Here is a 19191-nt window from a genome sequence, read left to right as displayed (position 1 = left end):
GCCCGACACCCCCGCCACTCATGATCAGCTTTCCACGCCCCGAAGAGCAGTACTCACAGCCTGAGATGACTGAAGATGCCGAATAATCAACGTTCCACCCATGAGCAACCACCGTCGAACGTGTGCCGACGTAATGGCCCTGGACCACCAAGCAAGCTTGGCGGCCTAGATGCTCCTTAGAAAGGAGGTGATCCAGCCGCACCTTCCGGTACGGCTACCTTGTTACGACTTCGTCCCAATCGCCAGTCCCACCTTCGACAGCTCCCTCCCACAAGGGGTTGGGCCACCGGCTTCGGGTGTTACCGACTTTCGTGACGTGACGGGCGGTGTGTACAAGGCCCGGGAACGTATTCACCGCAGCAATGCTGATCTGCGATTACTAGCAACTCCGACTTCATGGGGTCGAGTTGCAGACCCCAATCCGAACTGAGACAGGCTTTTTGAGATTCGCTCCGCCTCACGGCTTCGCAGCTCATTGTACCTGCCATTGTAGCACGTGTGCAGCCCAAGACATAAGGGGCATGATGACTTGACGTCGTCCCCACCTTCCTCCGAGTTGACCCCGGCAGTCTCCTGTGAGTCCCCATCACCCCGAAGGGCATGCTGGCAACACAGAACAAGGGTTGCGCTCGTTGCGGGACTTAACCCAACATCTCACGACACGAGCTGACGACAGCCATGCACCACCTGTACACCGACCACAAGGGGGCGACCATCTCTGGCCGTTTCCGGTGTATGTCAAGCCTTGGTAAGGTTCTTCGCGTTGCGTCGAATTAAGCCACATGCTCCGCTGCTTGTGCGGGCCCCCGTCAATTCCTTTGAGTTTTAGCCTTGCGGCCGTACTCCCCAGGCGGGGAACTTAATGCGTTAGCTGCGGCACCGACGACGTGGAATGTCGCCAACACCTAGTTCCCACCGTTTACGGCGTGGACTACCAGGGTATCTAATCCTGTTCGCTCCCCACGCTTTCGCTCCTCAGCGTCAGTAATGGCCCAGAGATCCGCCTTCGCCACCGGTGTTCCTCCTGATATCTGCGCATTTCACCGCTACACCAGGAATTCCGATCTCCCCTACCACACTCTAGCTAGCCCGTATCGAATGCAGACCCGGGGTTAAGCCCCGGGCTTTCACACCCGACGTGACAAGCCGCCTACGAGCTCTTTACGCCCAATAATTCCGGACAACGCTTGCGCCCTACGTATTACCGCGGCTGCTGGCACGTAGTTAGCCGGCGCTTCTTCTGCAGGTACCGTCACTTTCGCTTCTTCCCTGCTGAAAGAGGTTTACAACCCGAAGGCCGTCATCCCTCACGCGGCGTCGCTGCATCAGGCTTTCGCCCATTGTGCAATATTCCCCACTGCTGCCTCCCGTAGGAGTCTGGGCCGTGTCTCAGTCCCAGTGTGGCCGGTCGCCCTCTCAGGCCGGCTACCCGTCGTCGCCTTGGTGAGCCACTACCTCACCAACAAGCTGATAGGCCGCGGGCTCATCCTTCACCGCCGGAGCTTTTAACCCACCCGGATGCCCGGGCAGGTGTTATCCGGTATTAGACCCCGTTTCCAGGGCTTGTCCCAGAGTGAAGGGCAGATTGCCCACGTGTTACTCACCCGTTCGCCACTAATCCACCCCGAAGGGCTTCATCGTTCGACTTGCATGTGTTAAGCACGCCGCCAGCGTTCGTCCTGAGCCAGGATCAAACTCTCCGTGAATGTTTTCCCGTAATCGGGACGACACCACGAGAGCGGAACCAAGGAGAGGAATAATCCCCTCGGTTCACAGCGTCCTCGCTGTGCGCCTACCGGACAGTGCCCGGCAGGACTTTTTCAAAGGAACCTCGTCCCAGCCGATCGGCCGGAGACGGGGTATCAACATATCTGGCGTTGATTTTTGGCACGCTGTTGAGTTCTCAAGGAACGGACGCTTCCTTTGTACTCACCCTCTCGGGCTTTCCTCCGGGCGCTTCCCTTCGGTCTTGCTGTCTTGCTTTGTTCTTGCGTTTCCGACTCTATCAGACCGTTTCCCGATCCGATTTCCTCGGTGCTTTCCAGGTTCCCGCTCTCGCGTTTCCCTTTCCGGCGGTCCAAACACTATCAGCGTTTTTCCGTCTCTCTGACCACGATTCTGCGGACATGCAGAACCAGACCCCGAGATAGGATCTGACAAGTTGGGTGCTGCCAGGCAAGGACGCTTGGTCGCGTCGCTCAGCCTCAAGCAGGAGTACGACTCTACATGGGGGTTTGGAGCGCGCGCAAATCGTTTGCGTGGTGCTCTAGGGCCGCCAACCGGGACCTCTCATGCGGAACCGGTAGTTCGTATGACATACCCTGCTCAACAGTGCGCCGTCCGGTACAGGCAGTGACGGCCCATATGAATCTCCACCCCTGGGAGGCTTCCCATGACCATCGTGACGTCCCCGCTTGCAGGACGCACCATCGGACTCGCCGCGGTACCGGATCCCGTCTTCTCCGGAGCGATGGTAGGCCCCGGCACGGCGATCGACCCCGTGCGTGAGCCCGGGGAGGCTGTCTCCCCCGTTGACGGGGTGATCGTCTCGCTTCACCCGCATGCCTTCGTCGTCGTCGACGCTGAGGGCCACGGCGTACTCACGCACCTGGGCATCGACACAGTCCAGCTCAATGGCGAGGGCTTCGAACTTCTCGTCAACAAGGGTGACACCGTGACGCGCGGTCAGGCCGTCGTGCGCTGGAACCCGGCTGCCGTCGAGGTGGCCGGCAAGTCCCCGATCTGCCCGATCGTGGCGCTCGAGGCGACGGCCGACTCCCTCTCCAATCTCCGCGAGGACGGCGATGTGAAGGCCGGCGACGCCCTTTTCAGCTGGCAGTGACATCAACAGCGCTGCTGTCACAGACGGCAGGCTCGAAAACCACCGCGGTGGCGGGACGCGCCGCACTACCGGAGACGGGTGAGATGGAGACAACGCTGCGAGGCGTCGGCGTGAGCCACGGTGTGGCGATCGGCGAGGTTCGGCACATGGGAACGGCGGTGCTTGAGCCGCCTGCCAAGCAGATCCCGGCGGAGGACGCGGAGCGCGAACAGGGGCGCGCCCGCCAGGCCGTCGAGGCTGTGGCGGCCGATCTGATGGCGCGCGGCAATCTGGCGGGGGGCGAAGCCCAGGCAGTGCTCGAGGCGCAGGCCATGATGGCCCAGGACCCCGAGCTGATGGCGGACGTGGATCGGCGTATCGCGGTCGGTAGCACCGCCGAGCGTGCCGTCTATGACGCGTTCGCCTCGTATCGCGCGCTCCTGGCGGGTGCCGGTGAATATCTCGCCGGTCGCGTGGCCGACCTCGACGATGTGCGGAATCGTATCGTCGCCCGACTGCTTGGGGTGCCCATGCCGGGCGTCCCGGACAGCGACGAGCCGTACGTCCTTATTGCTCGTGACCTTGCGCCCGCGGACACGGCGCTGCTCGACCCCACCCTCGTCCTCGGCTTCGTCACCGAGGAGGGCGGGCCGACCAGCCACAGCGCGATTCTGGCTCGGGCGCTCGGAGTGCCCGCCGTTGTCGCGCTCCCCGGCGCCGGAGAGCTCGCCGAAGGCACGGTGATCGCCGTGGACGGCAGCACCGGCGAGATCTTCGTGGAGCCGAGCGCCGAGAAGCGGGCGCAGCTGGAGGCCGCGGCGGCCGAGCGGAAGGCCTCGCTGTCGGCCTCGACCGGACCGGGTGCCACCTCCGACGGACACAAGGTGCCGCTGCTGGCCAATGTCGGCGGTCCCGCCGATGTGCCGGCCGCCGTCGAGGCCGGGGCTGAGGGTGTCGGTCTGTTCCGTACCGAGTTCCTCTTCCTGGACGACAGCAAGCAGGCGCCGTCGGAGGAGAAGCAGGTCGAGGCGTACCGGCAGGTGCTGGAGGCGTTCCCCGAGGGGCGTGTCGTGGTGCGGGTGCTGGACGCGGGCGCGGACAAGCCCCTGGAGTTCCTTACTCCGGCCGACGAGCCGAACCCGGCACTGGGTGTACGGGGTCTGCGCACCCTGCTCGACCACCCCGATGTCCTGCGTACGCAGCTGACGGCGCTCGCGAAGGCCGCGGAGGGGCTTCCGGTCTACCTCGAGGTCATGGCGCCGATGGTCGCCGACCGCATCGACGCCAAGGCGTTCGCGAACGCGTGCCGTGCCGCCGGGCTGAAGGCGAAGTTCGGCGCGATGGTGGAGATTCCGTCGGCCGCGCTGCGGGCTCGCTCAATTCTTCAGGAGGTCGAGTTCCTGTCGCTGGGGACCAACGACCTCGCGCAGTACACCTTCGCCGCCGACCGGCAGGTGGGTGCGGTGTCCCGACTGCAGGACCCGTGGCAGCCGGCGCTGCTCGACCTGGTAGCCGTGTCCGCCGAGGCGGCGAAGGCCGAGGGCAAGAGCTGCGGTGTCTGCGGTGAGGCCGCGTCCGATCCGCTGCTCGCGTGTGTGCTGACCGGTCTGGGGGTCACCTCCTTGTCGATGGGTGCCGCGTCGATTCCTTACGTCCGGGCGACGCTGGCCAAGTACACGCTGGCGCAGTGCGAGCGTGCCGCCGCGGCGGCACGTGCCACGGACACGGCCGACGAGGCGCGCACGGCGGCCCAGGCGGTGCTGTCCGGCGAGTAGCCGGGACCATTCGTCGAGCGACGGTTGCTCAGGGGCGCTCCACCTGCGGGTGGGGCGCCCCTTCGCGTTCAGTGCCTGTGGCGTGTCGCCTCCTCTCCGCTTCCGAGGTCGGGTGGTACGCAGTAGTCGACGCCTGACTCCGGGGAGACCAGGTCTCCGGATGCGACATCGGTGCAGTAGGCGTCGAAGACCTCGCCTGCGGTGAGGGGTTCCAGGCCTTCTCCGCGCAGCCGCCATCCGTAGACGCGGTCGCTTGTGTCGGGGGCGGTGGTGCGCATGACGAGTCCTCCGGCGCTGCCGGTGGCAAGGCCCAGGGCCAGGACGGTGGTGAACTCGATGGCTTCCGCCTCGTCGAGGCGGGTGGTGCCCTCGGCGTCGTCGTCGGCCCGCAGCACCGCGACGAGTGTTTCGGGTGCCGCGGAGACGCTGCACACGAGATGGCGCTCGCCGGGGCTCGCGGTATCGAGGACGCGGGTGAGCAGGTGGGAGGCGCGGGCGAAGGACGCCCGTCCGATGTCCTCTCCGCAGGACGCGCAGTTGCCGATGCGGGCCAGGAGTGTGGTCGCGTACTCCCAGGTCGCTTTGCGGACGGCTTCGTCGACGAGGTCGGGGACGAGTTCGGCGAGGGGCTGTCCCTCGTACGGAACGGTGGGGCCGGTGGCGGCGAGTTCGGCGGTGAAACGTGTGCGGCTGGCCGCGGTGTCGGGTTCCAGGCCGTTGTGGGCGCAGAACTCCGCGTACTCCTCGGGGTCGAAGAGCGCGACCGTGGTGTGGCTGCCTTGGGCTGCCAGGGTCCTGAGCAGGGATTCCACCTGCTGGAGGTAGGTCGTGTGGTCGTTGAACGTGAAGGTGCGGTAGCGCCGCATCACTGTGAAGTCGTGCTCGTCGGTCAGCAGACCGATGGTGCCGACGATTTCGCGGCGCAGGACGCGTCGCATGGTCTGGTGCTCGGTGTGCGCCATGTTTCCCCCTGTGCGCAGTCGATCAATGATCACTCACAGTAACCGGCGGCACTGACAACGTGGTGCGGGAGAGCTGGTTGCGCACCAGTCGGTGCTGAAACACGCAGGTCACGGCGATGGTCGTGCCGAAGGCCGTCCAGCCGAGGGGGCCGGTCGCGATGGCCGCGGTGACGGCGAGTGGTCCGATGCTGCGTTGGCAGGACTGCGCCAGTCCATGGACGCCGAGGTAGGCGCCCTGGGCCGTCCCGGGCGCGAGGGCGACGGAGAGTTCCCAGGAGACGGTGGCGTGCAGCATCTCCGCCACGGTGAAGGCGACGGCCGAGGTCGTGAGGAACAGCGTGGTGGTGAAGGCTCCGCCCGTGGCCGAGAGTGCCATGGCGACGCCACCGAGAGCGAAGGCGGCGGACAGGGGGAGCAACAGGGAGCGCGCGGCGGCCGTCGTGGCGCCGAAGCGGGCCAGCGGGACCTGAAGGGCCACGACCATCAGGTTGTTGAGGACCATGAGCAACGGGGCGAGGCCGTGGGGGGCTTGGTCGGAGTGGGCGATCCAGAGCGGTAGGCCGACCTTGAACACGGCGTCGTCGAGGCAGAGGACGGTCTCGGTGGCTACGTACGCGAGATAGCCGCGGTCGCGCCAGGGGTTGGCCGGCCTGGTGGTGGGGGCCGGGTCCTTGGACGTGGCGATCGTGCGTGCGGGGGACGTCGGCTCGGCGCAGCGCAAGGTGAGGAGGGCGGCGGCGACGAACGACAGCGCGTCTCCTGTCAGGAGCCACTGGTAGGCGGTGGTGGTGCCGATGGTGAGAGCGGCCGCTGCGGTGAGGCCGCCCAGGGCCCATCCGGCATTGGCGACGGTTCTGGTGACGGCCTGGTAGCGGACACGGTCGGGTCCGGAGACGCGGGTGGCGTACAGCTTGGTGAGGACGTTGGCGGCCCGGTCGCCGAAGCTGCCGACGGCCGAGAAGGCCAGCAGCAGGGCGTAGTTGTCGGTGGTGAGCAGCGCGAGGGAGGCCAGGGCTCGCAGGATCTGCAGGGAGATCAGGACGCGGGTGAGGGGCAGGCGGTCGGCGATGCGGCCGCCGAGCGGTGCGCCGGCGATGCCGATGGCCCCCGAGACCGCGGCGAGGGTGCCGACCTGTGCCACTGACAGGCCGGTGACGTAGGTGAAGTACAGGACCGAGACTGCTGCCCACAGGCCGCTGCCGATCCGGTCGACGAGGGCGATCCAGAGCATTCTTCGGCCGTCGGGGCCTCCTGGAATGCGTGTCGACCATGCGGCTGTGCGGCTGATCGGTCCCACCGTTCCCCCTTGCTTCCATTTATGTATTGATACATACTTGGTAACGTGGCAACACAATATGGGATCAGTGGCGCGACGGCCAAGGGAATTGCCTCGTCCGTCGAACGCGGCGTGGCCGAAGGCGCGTTGGGGCCGGGAGCGGCGCTGCCTCCGGTACGCAGGCTTGCCGACGAGCTCGGGGTGAGCCCGGGGACGGTCGCTACGGCGTACAAGGAACTGCGGCGGCGTGGGATCGTCGTGACGCGCGGGCGGGGCGGGACCGTGGTCGCCCCGGCTCCCGCGGTGGCGTCACGGCGACCACCGAAAGTGCCGGACGGGCTGCGGGACTTGGCGGGTGGCCATCCCGACCCTCGGCTGCTTCCGCACCTGGTGCCGCCCTCGCGGCTCTCCCCCGGCGCGCGGTCGCACCGCAGCACGCCGCGTCTGGCGCGGTTGGAGGACGCCGTGCGCGACTGGCTGCGACCGGACGGAGTGCCGACGGAACACGTGACCTTCGCGCACGGCGCGCTCGATCTGATCGGGCGGCTGCTGTCGGTGGAGTTGCGTCCGGGTGACGCCGTCGCCATGGAAGACCCCGGCTATCACCATCTGCTGGACCTGGTCACGGCTCTGGGGCTGCGCATGGTCCCGGTCGCCGTGGACGACCAGGGGATGCGACCCGAGGCCTTGCGAGAAGCGCTACGGGCGGGCGCACGAGCGGTGGTGTGCAGTCCACGGGCGCAGAATCCGTACGGCGGTCACTTCTCGGCGGAGCGCCGGGACGCTCTGGTCGCCGTGCTCCAGGAAGAGCCCGATGTGCTCGTGGTGGAGAACGACCATGCGTCTGCCGTCGCCGACGCGCCTCTTCATGCTCTGGCCGCGGGCGGCCTTGCGCGCTGGGTACATGTGCGGACCGTGAGCAAGTTCCTGGGGACGGACCTGCGGTGGGCGGCTGCGGCCTGCGATCCGATCACACTGGCCCGGCACGACGGGCGGATGCTGCTCACCTCCGGCTGGGTCAGCCACCTGCTCCAGGAGACGGTGTACGGGCTGATGACGGACGACGACACGCGCGCGTTGGTCGCCCGCGCACAGGACACGTACGCGCTGCGGCGGAACGCACTCCGACACGAACTCGCGGAACGCGGGATCCCGTCCCATTCCGTGAGCGGAATGAATGCCTGGGTACCGGTCCGGGACGAGTCGGCCGTCGTCAATGGACTGCGGTCCTACGGGTGGTGGGTCGCGGCGGGTGCGCGGTTCAGGATCGCTTCCGCGCCTGGTGTACGGATCTCGGTCGCGGAACTCGAACCCTCCGACGCGATGCGCCTGGCCTCGGACTTCGCTGTCGTGCTCGGCGAGTCCGAGGCCACCTACGGAGGTTGATCAGCCGCGTTTGCGGGCCAGCTCTTCGTAGAAGTGCAGCAACTCGACGTTGTCCACGGAGCCGATGTTGACCGCCTTCTCCAAAGGGGCTCCCTGGAGAAGGCGCTTGACCGGAACCTCGATGCGTTTGCCCGTGAGGGTGTGCGGGACGCCGGGCACCTCGATGACCTCGTCGGGGACGTGACGCGGGGAGAGCTGTTCGCGGATGGTCTGCTTGATGCGGTTCAGGAGGGCCTCGTCGAGCGCGGCTCCGGGGGCGAGGTGGACGAAGAGGGGCATCCAGTAGCCGCCGTCGGGCTGTTCGACACCGATGACGAGCGACTCCTTGATCTCGGGGAGGCGTTCGACGGCTTCGTAGATGTCGGCCGACCCCATGCGCACGCCCTGGCGGTTGAGCGTCGAGTCCGAGCGGCCGTGGATGACGACGGAACCGCGCGAGGTGAGGGTGATCCAGTCACCGTGGCGCCACACTCCGGGGTACGTGTCGAAGTAGCTGTCGTGGTAGCGGCTGCCGTCGGGATCGTTCCAGAAACGGATGGGCATGGACGGCATCGGGTTGGTGACCACCAGCTCACCGACTTCGTCGGTGAGGGGCTTGCCGCCGGGGTCCCAGGACTGGAGATCGGTGCCGAGGCCGGGGGCCTGGAGTTCCCCGATGTACACCGGGAGCGTCGGCACCGCTCCCGCGAAGCAGGAGCACACGTCCGTGCCACCGCTGACGGAGGCGATCCACAGATCGTCGCGGACCTCGTCGTGCAGCCAGCGGAAGCCGTCGGGCGGCAGGGGCGAGCCGGTCGTCGCGACGCACCGCACGCGCGTGAGGTCGAAGTCCTGGGAGGGGTGGACGCCCGCCTTGCGGCACGCCATCACATACGCGGCGGACGTGCCGAAGAGGGTCGCTCCCGTGCGTTCGGCGATCCGCCACTGGGCGCCCGTGTCCGGGTATCCGGGGCTGCCGTCGTAAAGGACGATCGTGGTACCCGTGAGCAGGCCGGAGACGAGGAAGTTCCACATCATCCAGCCGGTGGACGTGTACCAGAAGAAGCGGTCCTCGGGGCCGAGGTCGCAGTGCAGGCCCAGTTGCTTGAGGTGCTCGACGAGGATGCCGCCCTGGGACTGGACGATGGCCTTGGGGAGACCGGTCGTGCCGGAGGAGTAGAGCACCCACAAAGGGTGCTCGAAAGGGACCTGTTCGAAGACGGGTGCCACGTCCGCCGATGCCAGCTCGGACCAGTCCAGGGCGCCTTCGGGGGCTTCGGTGCCGAGCAGTGGGATGTGGACGACGGCGCGCAGGGTCGGCAGTTCGCGGCGCAGTTCGGCGACCACGTCCCGGCGGTCGTGCTCCTTGCCGCCGTAGCGGTAGCCGTCGACCGTGAAGAGCACGACGGGTTCGACCTGCTGGAAGCGGTCGAGGACGCTGCGCGCGCCGAAATCGGGGGCACAGGACGTCCACACGGCCCCCACGGCGGCCGTGGCGAGCAGGGCGGCCACGGCCTGCGGAATGTTCGGGAGATAGCCGCTGACGCGGTCTCCCGGGCGTACCCCGAGGGCGCGCAGCTCGGCGGCCAGGGAGCCGACCTGACGGCGCAGCTCGGACCAGCTCACCGGGGTCGCCACGTGGGTCTCGTCGACGTACAGGAGCGCAGGTTCGTCCGTGCGGGTCTCTGCCGCGCGCAGGGCATGCTCGGCGTAGTTCAGGGTCGCCCCGGGGAACCATTCGGCACCGGGCATCGAGCGGTCACCGAGCACGCGCGCGTAGGGGGTCGAAAACCGTACGTCGAACCACTCGGTGACGGCCTTCCAGAACGTGTCCAGTTCCCGTACCGACCAGCTGTGCAGTGCCGGGTAGCCGCCGTCGGACGGGGCTCCGTGGTGCTCGGCCGCCCAGGCCTGGAACTTCGTGACCTGCGCCTGAGTGATGCGCCCTGGGTCGGGCTGCCAGAGCGCTGAGGGGTTCGCGGTGGACATGAATCGGCTCCCGGACTGTGTGCGTCGGTCGCGCACGAGCTGGGGTGTGCGCGTCACGCGGCTGACACGGACGATGCCATGTGATCGACTTCCGCACCAGGGTGTGCCGCAGATGGTCGTCCACGTGAAGATGTGCCCCCACCGCGGGTGAACGGCAGTTGAACGACTCACTCATTTGGCGCAGGCAATGGCAGGGTGAGCAGCATGGACGGTCGTGACCTGGTGCGTTCGGTGAAGACGGTCGGTTCGACGGGGGCGGCCCAGGGCTTGCGTACCGTGCGGGCCGCATGGCGAAGGAGGCGTGCCGACGCCGCTGGGTTGCCGCAGCGGGGGGCCGAGCGCGCGCGGGTGCCCGGCCCGGTGGAGGGGGTGGAGCCGGCGCCCGGTGGTGGGGTCGTCCGGTTCACGCGGTCCGAGCTGCGGATCATGGTCGCGGTGAGCGGAGCGGTGTTCTGGGGCTGGGACGGGGCCGGTCCGGAGCCGTCCTACGCGCTCGCGGGCCGTTGCCCGGAGCCGGACCCGCGGGCCGTCCTGGAACCCGACAAGGACGGCGGCTGGCGGGTGGTGGCCGAACGGGTGACGGTCGTCGTCTCTCGGCACGGCGCCGTCGAGGTGCGAACCCCTGGTGGTGTGATCCTGCGCCGCGATCTGCCGCCCCGTTGGTGGGAGCCGGTCGACGGGGGCGGCGCGCGCTGGATGCAGCGCTCGGAAGTGGCCGCCGACGCTCGGTTCTTCGGCCTGGGCGGGCGCACGGCCGGTCCCAGGCTGCGCGACGGGACGTACCGGCTGTGGAACACGGATCCCGGGCACGCCTTCGCGCCGGGCGACGATCCGCTGTACATCACGATGCCCGTGCAGATGGTGGTCTCCGACGCGGGCACGCATCTCGTGTTCCACGACACCTCCTGGGACGGCACGGTGAACCTGCGCGAGGGAGAGGAAGGCGCGGGGTCGGGGCACGACCGGGCGGGAACGTGCGAGCTGCGGATGGACGGCGGCCCGCTGCGCTGCTGGATGATGGTGGGCACCCCCGCGCGCGTGCTGCATGCCTGGGCCTCGCTCACCGGGGCGCCCGCGCTGCCGCCCGCATGGGCTCTGGGGCACCATCACGCGCGCTGGGGCTTCGGCAGCGAGCAGGAGGTGCGGCGGATCGTCGCGGGCTATCAGGAGCGCGGTCTGCCCCTCGACGCGGTCCACCTGGACATCGATCACTACGACGCCCACCAGGTGTTCACGGTGGACCGGGAGCGCTTCCCGAAGCTGCCGGTGCTCGCCGAGGAACTGCGGCGCGACGGCATCCGGCTGGTGTCGATCGTCGACCCGGCGGTCAAGGCCGAGCCGGGCAACACGGTGTACGACAGCGGTCTCGCCGAGGACGCTTTCGTACGGGATGCCTCGGGCCGGCTCGTGCGGGGAGTCGTATGGCCCGGGGAGTCGGTCTATCCGGACTTCACGCACGCGCGTGTGCGTGAGTGGTGGGGCGGCCTCTACCAGGAACGGCTGGCGCAGGGGTTCGCGGGATTCTGGCACGACATGAACGAACCGACGTCGTTCACGGCGTTCGGGGAGTCGACGCTGCCGAGGTCGGCTCGGCACTCCCTGGAGGGACGCGGCGGCGACCATCGTGAGGCGCACAACGTGTACGCCCTGGGCATGGCCCGAGCCGCGTTCGAGGGCCTGCGCGAGCTGGATCCCCAGGAGCGACCGTTCCTCTTCTCGCGCTCCGGGTGGGCCGGAATGCAGCGCTACGGAGGGACCTGGTCCGGAGACGTGGCCACGGGCTGGCCCGGGCTGCGGGCCTCGCTGTCACTGGTGATGGGGCTCGGGCTGTGCGGGGTTCCGTACTCGGGTCCCGACGTGGGCGGTTTCGACGGCAGCCCTTCTCCCGAGCTGTACTTGCGGTGGTTCCAGCTCGGCGCGTATCTGCCGCTGTTCCGTACGCACGCGAGTCTGCGGGCGGGTCGCCGGGAGCCCTGGGAGTTCGGTGACGACGTACTGGAGCACGCGCGCGCGGCGCTCGTCGAGCGGCGGCGGCTGCTCCCGTACTTCATGACGCTGGCGCTGCTGGCGCGCCGCACCGGCGCACCCTATGTGCGGCCTCTGTGGTGGGCGGCGCCGGAGGACCGGGCGCTCAGGGACTGCGAGGACGCCTTCATGCTGGGCGACTGCCTCCTTGTGGCACCGGTGCTGGACCACGGGGCCGACCGTCGTGCGGTACAGCTGCCCCGGGGGCGCTGGTACGACACGGTCACCGGGGAGGCGTACGAGGGGCCGGCCCAGGTGTTGCTCGATGCCCCCTTGTCGCGGATTCCGGTGCTGGCGCGCGCGGGTGCCGTCGTGCCGGTCCGGGGCGACGACGGCGGCCTGGAGCTGGAGGCGTGGGCTCCCGCGCGCGGGCGGGTCGGGGGCGGGCTCGCCGTGCCGGACCGCGGCGACGGCTGGGACGAGCCCGAGCTCGAACGCTATGTGACGCGCTGGGAGGGGCAGCAGGTGGTCGTGCGGCGCGACGGAGAGGGCGGACCGGGCAAACCGGAGTATCCGGTCCGGGTGCGGGGCCTCGGTGCGCGATGACGGCCTCCGAGAACCCCGTGGGACCCGCTCAGACGTAGCGTCCCTCGAACCATGCGCGCGCCGCCAAGGTGTGCAGCGGGAAGGCGAGCTCTGCGGGCCGGCGCAGCAGGTGCCAGCCCTCGGTCTCGTCCGTGGCGGCGGACGGCGGCAGATCGGCGGCCGGGCGCTCGGGTAGGAGCCCGAAGAGCAGCAGGTGACCGGCGGGAGAGCTCATCGCGTCGGCGAGCCGCACCTCGCGGCTCGCCACGTCGATTCCCGTCTCCTCCTTGAGTTCCCGGGCGACGGCGTGCCGCCAGTCCTCCCGGTGGTCGATGAACCCTCCGGGCAGCGCGATTCCTCCGCGCGCTGGGGCGATGGTCCGGGTGATGACGACCAGGGCGGTGCCCCTGTCGTCGTACACAGGTTGCAGGGCCACCGCGACCGGCAGCGGATTGCGGTAGGCCACGCCGCCACAGACGGCGCAGGTGCGGGGCCAGCCGGAGTTGCTTTCTCCGTAGGGTGCTCCGCAGCTCGAACAGTGCGAGTCGGGCGCGAAGTCGGCGGGTGGGTGCGGGGTTGCGGACACGCCGCGGACTGTAGCCGATCACTTCTCTCTCGTCTTCGGGTGCCTCATCAAGTGCGGGCCCGGACGCCTGTTGAAGTGCGTCTCGCGATGCGGTCCGCCTCGCCGTCACGGGGCGGACCGGCCCGGCTCAGGGGGACGAAGCGAGTGACTTCTTGGACACGGGGAAGTCGAAGTACGTGTCGGGGTAGGGCTCGGGCTTGTACGTGTAGTGCCACCACTCCTCGGCGAGGTTGACGAATCCGAGGTCTTCGAGGGTGCTCTTCAGGAGCAGCCGGTTGGCTCGCTGCACGCCCTGGATGCGTGGGTCCAGCGTGTGGGCGAGGGTGTCGAAGCAGTCGAAGCCGGTGCCCATGTCCACGGAGTTGTCCGGGAAGCGCTCGTCCTGGGGCGCGTAGCAGGGCACGAGGGGTTCTCCGGGGACGTACGGGCGGGTCGGCTTCACCGGCAGCCGCACGATGGTGAGGTCCATCGTCGAGCCGCGGCTGTGTCCGGACTTCTCGGCGATGTAACCGTCCTCGAACAGACGGGTCTTGTCGACCTGTGGATAGAACTCGGGCTTCATCGCCTGGTCGTCGAGGTCCTCGGCCCAGCGCACGAAGTGGTCGACGGCGCGTTGCGGCCGGTAGCAGTCGTACACCTTGAGGGTGTAGCCCTCGTGCAGCAGCGTGACCTGGGCCTTGTGGAGAGCCTCGGCGGCGGGCCGGGTCAGGATGCACATCGGCTGCCGGTAGCCGTCGATGCGCTCTCCCACGAAGTTGTGCGGCGTGAAGTAGCGCATCTCCTGGATGATCGTCGGGTCCACGGATCCCAGGGCCACGAAGTCCTCGGGAGCCTTCGGCTCGGGCGTCGCCCGGGCGGTGGCGGAGGCGGCGGTCACGGCCAGTAAGGCGGCGAGTGTGGTCACCAGACCGCGTACGGCGGTGGAGAGTCGTGTCATGTCGCCTGCATCTATCAGGTGCGGGATCCGCCAGGGAAGGGATCGCGTGCGGTCGGGCACCATCGAGTGAGGGAACCACCGGCTTGCCCAACGGGCCCTGGAGCCGGCACGGGAGGTGCGGCCGGAACCACCCCCGTAGGCCCCGGCCGCACCTCCCGGTACTCCGACGCCCAGGAGGCCTCCACGGTTCTCTCCGTCGCGCTGCCCATTTCCCGATGCCCGTGGCACACTTCTGACGTTCCGTCAGATCCAGCGTCATGGAGGGGTCTTGCCGCGTACACGCACACCCGTGGTCACCGGATGGTTCGCCGGGGACGGGGACGACTTCCGTCTCCTCGGCACGCGCTGCGCCGCGTGTGCCTCGGTCTTCTTTCCCCGCGAGGACGCCTTCTGCCGAAATCCGGGGTGCCAAAGCGGTGAGCTGACCGAGGTACCGCTGTCCCGGCGCGGTCGCGTCTGGTCGTACACCGACAGCCGGTACCGGCCTCCGTCACCGTATGTGACCGATCCGGAACTCTCGTGGGAACCCTATGCGTTGATCGCTGTGGAACTGGAATCCGAGCGGATCGTCGTACTCGGCCAGACGGTTCCCGGGATCACCGTCTCCGACCTGGCGGTGGGCATGGAGGTGGAGGTCGTCCCCGGTGTGCTGAACGAGGACGAGGAGACGACCTGGACCACGTGGCACTGGCGGCCGACGGGGGTGACTGCATGAAGGGCATGTGGCGTACGGGGGTGACGGGATGAGCGGTGAGGTGGCGGTGCTCGGCGCGGGTATGCACCCGTGGGGCAAGTGGGGGCGCGGATTCGTCGAGTACGGGGTCGTGGCGGCGCGCGCTGCGCTGGCCGACGCGGGAATCGACTGGCGGGACGTCGGCTCGGTCGTGGGCGCGGACACCGTGCGCGCCGGCTATCCGGGGTACGTGGCGGGAGCGACGTTCGCCAAGGCGCTGGGCTGGCAGGGAGCGCGGGTCACGAGTGTGTACGCCGCGTGCGCGTCCGGGGCGCAGGCTCTCAACGCGGCGCGGGCGCAGATCCTTTCGGGCCTCGCGGACGTGGTCCTCGTGGTCGGCGCCGACGCGGCGCCCAAGGGATTCTTCCGTCCGGCGGGCGGGGACAGGCCGGACGATCCCGACTGGCTGCGGTTCCGGGTCCTCGGAGTGACGAATCCGACGTACTTCGGGCTGTACGCGCGGCGGCGGATGGCCGTGCACGGCGACACCTTGGAGGACTTCGCGCAGGTCAAGGTGAAGAACGCCGCCCTCGGGGCGCTGAATCCGAACGCGCGGTACCGCAAGAGGGTCACGGCCGAAGAGGTGGCGGGCTCCGCCGTCGTCGCCGACCCGTTGCGGCTGCTCGACATCTGCGCGACGTCCGACGGGGGCGCCGCCCTCGTGCTGTCGAGCATGGACTTCGCGCGACGGCACGGGGCGGCGGACCCCGTACGAATCCGCGCGGTGTCGACGGTGACACCGCGCTACCCCAACACCGTGCTGGATCTCCCGGACATCGCCACGGACTCCGCCATCGCGGTGGAACCCGCGGCCGGCACCTTCCGGGCCTCGATCGCGCGGGCGGCGTACGAGGAGGCGGGCATCGGTCCCGAGGACCTCTCGCTCGCCGAGGTGTACGACCTGTCCACGGCCCTGGAATTGCAGTGGTACGAGGACCTGGGGCTGTGCGGGGAGGGCGAGGCCGCGAAGCTGCTGCGGGAGGGTGCCACGTCGCTGGGCGGGCGCATACCGGTGAACGTCAGCGGCGGACTGGCCTCCTTCGGAGAGGCAGTTCCGGCGCAGGCCATAGCCCAGGTCTGCGAACTGACATGGCAGCTGCGCGAAGACGCGGGCGACCGGCAGGTCGCGAGCGCGCGTGTGGGAATCACCGCGAACCAGGGGCTGTTCGGACACGGGTCGTCGGTCATCGCCGTCCGCTGAGTCGGCGGACGGTCGAATGTGCCGTGTCCAGGGGCGGCGTGCGCTGCGACGATCGCTGTCCACGGACGCTCGCCCGCGCGGCCGTCAGTACTCGGTGTGACGACCTCGGAATGCTGCGTGAACAGCTCGTGAATCGCGCCCGGGCATACGCGGGCGGGGCCAGTATGCTCCCGTGCCCTCCTGGACGGATACTGTCCGCTTCGCCTTCCAGCCGGTCGTCAACCTGACGACCGGAGGGGTTGCGGCGCTGGAGATACTCGCTCGTCCCGAATCCGGTGACATCCTGGCACAGGCCCGCCGCGACCCCGAACTCGACGGTCGACTGGCGGCGTTGGCGATCCGCGCAGCGGCCCGCAGGGAGACGATGCTGCCGCTGCACGTGAATGTCTTCGCCGGGACACTGGCCGATCTCGGGCGGCTCGCGGCGCTGCGCGACGCCGTGCGCGAGGCCGGTCGGCTGCCGTGGGAGGTGACGATCGACATCGGTCCGCCGTACACGCACGTGCCGCACCACGCCCTGCTGGAGGCGGTGTCCACCGTGCGGAGCGAAGGTTTCCGGATCTGTGCGGACGGAGTGGGCGACGGCGACGTACCCTTGCGGCTGCTCACGGACCTCGCGCCCGAGCTGGTGAAGCTCGATGTATCCCTGCTGACGCGATCTGCGGCGGTCCGGGCGATGCGGACGCTGTGCGAGCAGTTGGGCGCGCTGCTGTCCGTGGAGGGCGTCGAGACGGAGCTACAGTGCGCGGCCGCGGTGTCGGCGGGGGCGCAGTTGGCGCAGGGCGAGCTGTTCGCGCCGCCCGCTCGGCTGCCCGTCGCGGACGTATACGTTCCGGCCCTCTCCCCCGGCGTCGCGGCGGCCCCCCGGTCGGGTCCGTCGGTGCGGCAGTTCGTGCGGCCCGCCGCGCTGCTGCCCGCGACGGCGTCCGCGGGGCAGGTGCGGGCGCTGCTCACCGGATCGCCCGAGGTGTCCGGTGTGCTGCTCGTGGACCCCTCCGGGATCCCGGTCCGCTCAGTGCACCGGTCACGGTTTCTGCTGTCGATGTCGGGGCCGTACGGGCATGCCCTGTACGCCGACCGGCCGGCCGCCAAGCTGGGTGATCCGCCGCGTACGGTCGGCGTCGACGCGACCGCGTGGGAGGTCCTCGACGTGGTGGCGGACGGCGAGCGGGACCGTACGTCGGACGATGTCGCGGTCGTCGATCACTACGGGCGGTGCGTGGGGGTCGTACGCCTGGCCGATCTCGTACGAGCGCTCTCCGAGAGCCGGGTCGAGGAGGCGGCCGGGCTCAACCCGCTGACCAGGCTGCCCGGTTCGGACGCGATCACCGGCGAGGTGGACCGGCGGATCGCCGACGGCCGGACGTTCGTGCTCAGTTGGCTCGATGTCGACCACTTCAAGCAGGTCAACGACGGAGCGGGGTTCGCGGCGGGCGACGAGCTGATCCGGGCGGTCGGGCGGACGCTGCAGCACGCGGCTTCCGGGACGACCCGTGTGGGGCACATCGGCGGCGACGATTTCCTGGTGCTCGCGGATCCGGAGACTCTCGGCCCGCTGGCCGGCGCGGTACTTGACGCACCCTGGTCGGCGGGCGGACGTCCCGTCACCTTGTCGCTGGCCACGGTCCTGTGCGCGCCGGGCAGCGTGACCGACCACCGACAGGCAGCGGCCTGCCTGGCACCACTCAAGCAGGCCGCCAAGGCTCTGAGCGGGGCGAGTTGGGTGCTGGGTCGGGCGGGGCTGCCGGGACATGAGGTGCTGCGTGGTTCGGGGGCGGAGCGGGCACAGGCCGGTTGACCGACGGACCGGGAGGCTTCTGAGCAACGGCCGTGCCGCCCGGGACCCGTGTGACGGGTGAGCACGAGGGGACGGTCGGCCCGGGATCCGTGCCCCGGGCAGGCCCGTACCGCGCCCCGATCCCGGCTCGTTCGCGGCCCTCAACCGTTGCCGTCGGCGACCTTGACGCCCTCTGGGCTCCGGTGAACACTTCCGGATGTCAGTCGGCATCGCCGCATTCGGGCGTCTTCAGGCACCGCACCGCTCGGGTTCCCGACCTGTTCCCAAGGTCGGCCCCCACGGGCGATTCCGCTGCGACGGCACGCTCGTCACGGACGCCGGGCGGGGCGCGGGACCTCCCTGCCTTCGGCTGAAGTAGCCATGGGAAACGCACCCCGCACGGTGGCCCGGAGCGGACCGCTCCGGGCGAGGCCTAGGAGCCGCCATGAGCAACGGCGACATTTTTGTCGGCGAGTTGATCGGCACTGCGATTCTGATTCTGTTCGGCGCGGGGGTCTGCGCCGCGGTCACCCTCAACAAGTCCAAGGCGCAGGGCGCCGGCTGGGTCGTCATCGCGTTCGGATGGGGTTTCGGCGTGCTCGCCGGTGCCTACACCGCGGCGCCGCTGTCCGGTGGTCAGATCAACCCGGCCGTGACCATCGGTTTCGCCATCGAGGGCTCGACGAAGTGGGAGGACGTGCCCTTCTACATTCTGGGCCAGTTCGCGGGCGCCATCGTCGGCGCCGTGCTCTGCTGGCTGCTCTACCTCGGCCAGTTCAACCTGAACGCCGACGAGGACAAGGCCATCGAGACGCTGGGCATCTTCTCGACCCGGCCGGAGATCAACCATCCCGTGCAGAACCTCATGACCGAGACCATCGCCACCGTCGGCCTGATGCTGCCCATTCTGGCCATGGTCGGCGGCCACAAACACGTGGCGGGGATCGGCGACGCGGGACTGCCCGTCCAGCTCATCGCGTTCCTCGTGGTCGGTATCGGACTCTCGCTGGGCGGCCCCACCGGGTACGCCATCAACCCGGCCCGTGACCTGGGACCGCGCCTCACCCACGCATTGCTGCCGATTCCCAACAAGGGCACCTCGGAGTGGAGTTACTCCTGGATCCCGGTGGTCGGCCCGATCGCCGGTGCCGCCATCGGGGCCGCGATCTACAACGCAGCCTTCTGACGAGAACGCAGCCTTCTCACGCAGTCTTCTGAC

The 19191-nt window shown here is 69.0% G+C and carries 13 protein-coding genes and 1 rRNA gene; 8 read left to right on the top strand and 6 right to left on the bottom strand.

Annotated features, from left to right (window positions below; all coding sequences use genetic code 11):
- Nucleotides 1-180: 180 nt before the first annotated feature.
- Nucleotides 181-1706, bottom strand: a 16S ribosomal RNA gene (locus tag SMIR_RS33090).
- Nucleotides 1707-2392: 686 nt separating this feature from the next.
- Between SMIR_RS33090 and SMIR_RS33085 the strand changes: the two genes are divergently transcribed.
- Nucleotides 2393-2842 carry a PTS sugar transporter subunit IIA gene (locus SMIR_RS33085; protein ID WP_168489950.1) on the top strand — a complete coding sequence of 150 codons (450 nt, stop codon included), beginning with the start codon at nt 2393-2395 and terminating at the stop codon, nt 2840-2842.
- 83 nt (nt 2843-2925) lie between these two features.
- Nucleotides 2926-4596 carry a phosphoenolpyruvate--protein phosphotransferase gene (ptsP, locus tag SMIR_RS33080; protein ID WP_168489951.1) on the top strand — a complete coding sequence of 557 codons (1671 nt, stop codon included), beginning with the start codon at nt 2926-2928 and terminating at the stop codon, nt 4594-4596.
- 68 nt (nt 4597-4664) lie between these two features.
- On the opposite strand, the gene SMIR_RS33075 is transcribed toward ptsP, so the two are convergent.
- Both SMIR_RS33075 and SMIR_RS33070 read right to left on the bottom strand, forming a co-directional pair.
- On the bottom strand, nt 4665-5558 hold the full coding sequence (locus SMIR_RS33075; RefSeq protein ID WP_168489952.1) for a DUF8829 domain-containing protein: 894 nt from the start codon (nt 5556-5558) through the stop codon (nt 4665-4667).
- A gap of 22 nt (nt 5559-5580) precedes the next feature.
- Nucleotides 5581-6789 carry an MFS transporter gene (locus SMIR_RS33070; protein ID WP_212727726.1) on the bottom strand — a complete coding sequence of 403 codons (1209 nt, stop codon included), beginning with the start codon at nt 6787-6789 and terminating at the stop codon, nt 5581-5583.
- A gap of 111 nt (nt 6790-6900) precedes the next feature.
- Here SMIR_RS33070 and SMIR_RS33065 point away from each other — a divergent pair, with 111 nt between their 5' ends.
- Nucleotides 6901-8220 carry an aminotransferase class I/II-fold pyridoxal phosphate-dependent enzyme gene (locus SMIR_RS33065; RefSeq protein ID WP_168489954.1) on the top strand — a complete coding sequence of 440 codons (1320 nt, stop codon included), beginning with the start codon at nt 6901-6903 and terminating at the stop codon, nt 8218-8220.
- On the opposite strand, the gene SMIR_RS33060 is transcribed toward SMIR_RS33065, so the two are convergent.
- A complete protein-coding gene (locus SMIR_RS33060; RefSeq protein WP_168489955.1) occupies nt 8221-10188 on the bottom strand; it encodes an acetoacetate--CoA ligase in 1968 nt (655 codons plus the stop codon).
- A 204-nt stretch (nt 10189-10392) separates the two neighbouring features.
- Here SMIR_RS33060 and SMIR_RS33055 point away from each other — a divergent pair, with 204 nt between their 5' ends.
- Nucleotides 10393-12759, top strand: coding sequence for a glycoside hydrolase family 31 protein (locus tag SMIR_RS33055; protein WP_212727725.1), 2367 nt, complete (start codon nt 10393-10395; stop codon nt 12757-12759).
- Nucleotides 12760-12787: 28 nt separating this feature from the next.
- Here SMIR_RS33055 and SMIR_RS33050 read toward each other — a convergent pair whose 3' ends face one another.
- Together SMIR_RS33050 and SMIR_RS33045 are read right to left on the bottom strand one after the other, a co-directional pair.
- Nucleotides 12788-13324: an NUDIX domain-containing protein gene (locus tag SMIR_RS33050; protein WP_168489956.1), complete on the bottom strand. Its 537-nt coding sequence runs from the start codon at nt 13322-13324 to the stop codon at nt 12788-12790.
- A 127-nt stretch (nt 13325-13451) separates the two neighbouring features.
- Nucleotides 13452-14261 (bottom strand): M15 family metallopeptidase, encoded by an 810-nt coding sequence (locus SMIR_RS33045; RefSeq protein WP_168489957.1) that lies wholly within the window; start codon nt 14259-14261, stop codon nt 13452-13454.
- Nucleotides 14262-14550: 289 nt separating this feature from the next.
- Between SMIR_RS33045 and SMIR_RS33040 the strand changes: the two genes are divergently transcribed.
- From SMIR_RS33040 to SMIR_RS33025, 4 genes are all read left to right on the top strand, one after another.
- A complete protein-coding gene (locus tag SMIR_RS33040) occupies nt 14551-14976 on the top strand; it encodes a Zn-ribbon domain-containing OB-fold protein (RefSeq protein WP_168500911.1) in 426 nt (141 codons plus the stop codon).
- Nucleotides 14977-15004: 28 nt separating this feature from the next.
- Nucleotides 15005-16195, top strand: a complete 1191-nt coding sequence (locus SMIR_RS33035) for a lipid-transfer protein (RefSeq protein ID WP_212727724.1) — start codon at nt 15005-15007, stop codon at nt 16193-16195.
- 172 nt (nt 16196-16367) lie between these two features.
- Entirely contained in the window at nt 16368-17993 is a 1626-nt protein-coding gene (locus SMIR_RS33030; RefSeq protein ID WP_168489959.1) for a GGDEF domain-containing protein, read from the top strand.
- A 424-nt stretch (nt 17994-18417) separates the two neighbouring features.
- Entirely contained in the window at nt 18418-19158 is a 741-nt protein-coding gene (locus SMIR_RS33025; protein WP_168489960.1) for an MIP/aquaporin family protein, read from the top strand.
- The last annotated feature ends 33 nt before the right edge of the window (nt 19159-19191 follow it).

Origin of the sequence: Streptomyces mirabilis (assembly GCF_018310535.1) — a bacterium.
Lineage (GTDB): Bacteria > Actinomycetota > Actinomycetes > Streptomycetales > Streptomycetaceae > Streptomyces.
This window is presented reverse-complemented; position numbering and strand designations above follow the sequence as displayed.

Excerpts from the sequence above, each read along its gene's own strand:
- SMIR_RS33035 (WP_212727724.1), top strand. The coding sequence starts at position 15,005 with ATGAGCGGTGAGGTGGCGGTGCTCGGCGCGGGTATGCACCCGTGGGGC.
- SMIR_RS33055 (WP_212727725.1), top strand. The coding sequence starts at position 10,393 with ATGGACGGTCGTGACCTGGTGCGTTCGGTGAAGACGGTCGGTTCGACG.
- SMIR_RS33070 (WP_212727726.1), bottom strand. The coding sequence starts at position 6,789 with ATGCTCTGGATCGCCCTCGTCGACCGGATCGGCAGCGGCCTGTGGGCA.
- SMIR_RS33025 (WP_168489960.1), top strand. The coding sequence starts at position 18,418 with ATGAGCAACGGCGACATTTTTGTCGGCGAGTTGATCGGCACTGCGATT.
- SMIR_RS33075 (WP_168489952.1), bottom strand. The coding sequence starts at position 5,558 with ATGGCGCACACCGAGCACCAGACCATGCGACGCGTCCTGCGCCGCGAA.
- SMIR_RS33045 (WP_168489957.1), bottom strand. The coding sequence starts at position 14,261 with ATGACACGACTCTCCACCGCCGTACGCGGTCTGGTGACCACACTCGCC.
- SMIR_RS33085 (WP_168489950.1), top strand. The coding sequence starts at position 2,393 with ATGACCATCGTGACGTCCCCGCTTGCAGGACGCACCATCGGACTCGCC.
- SMIR_RS33060 (WP_168489955.1), bottom strand. The coding sequence starts at position 10,188 with ATGTCCACCGCGAACCCCTCAGCGCTCTGGCAGCCCGACCCAGGGCGC.
- ptsP (WP_168489951.1), top strand. The coding sequence starts at position 2,926 with ATGGAGACAACGCTGCGAGGCGTCGGCGTGAGCCACGGTGTGGCGATC.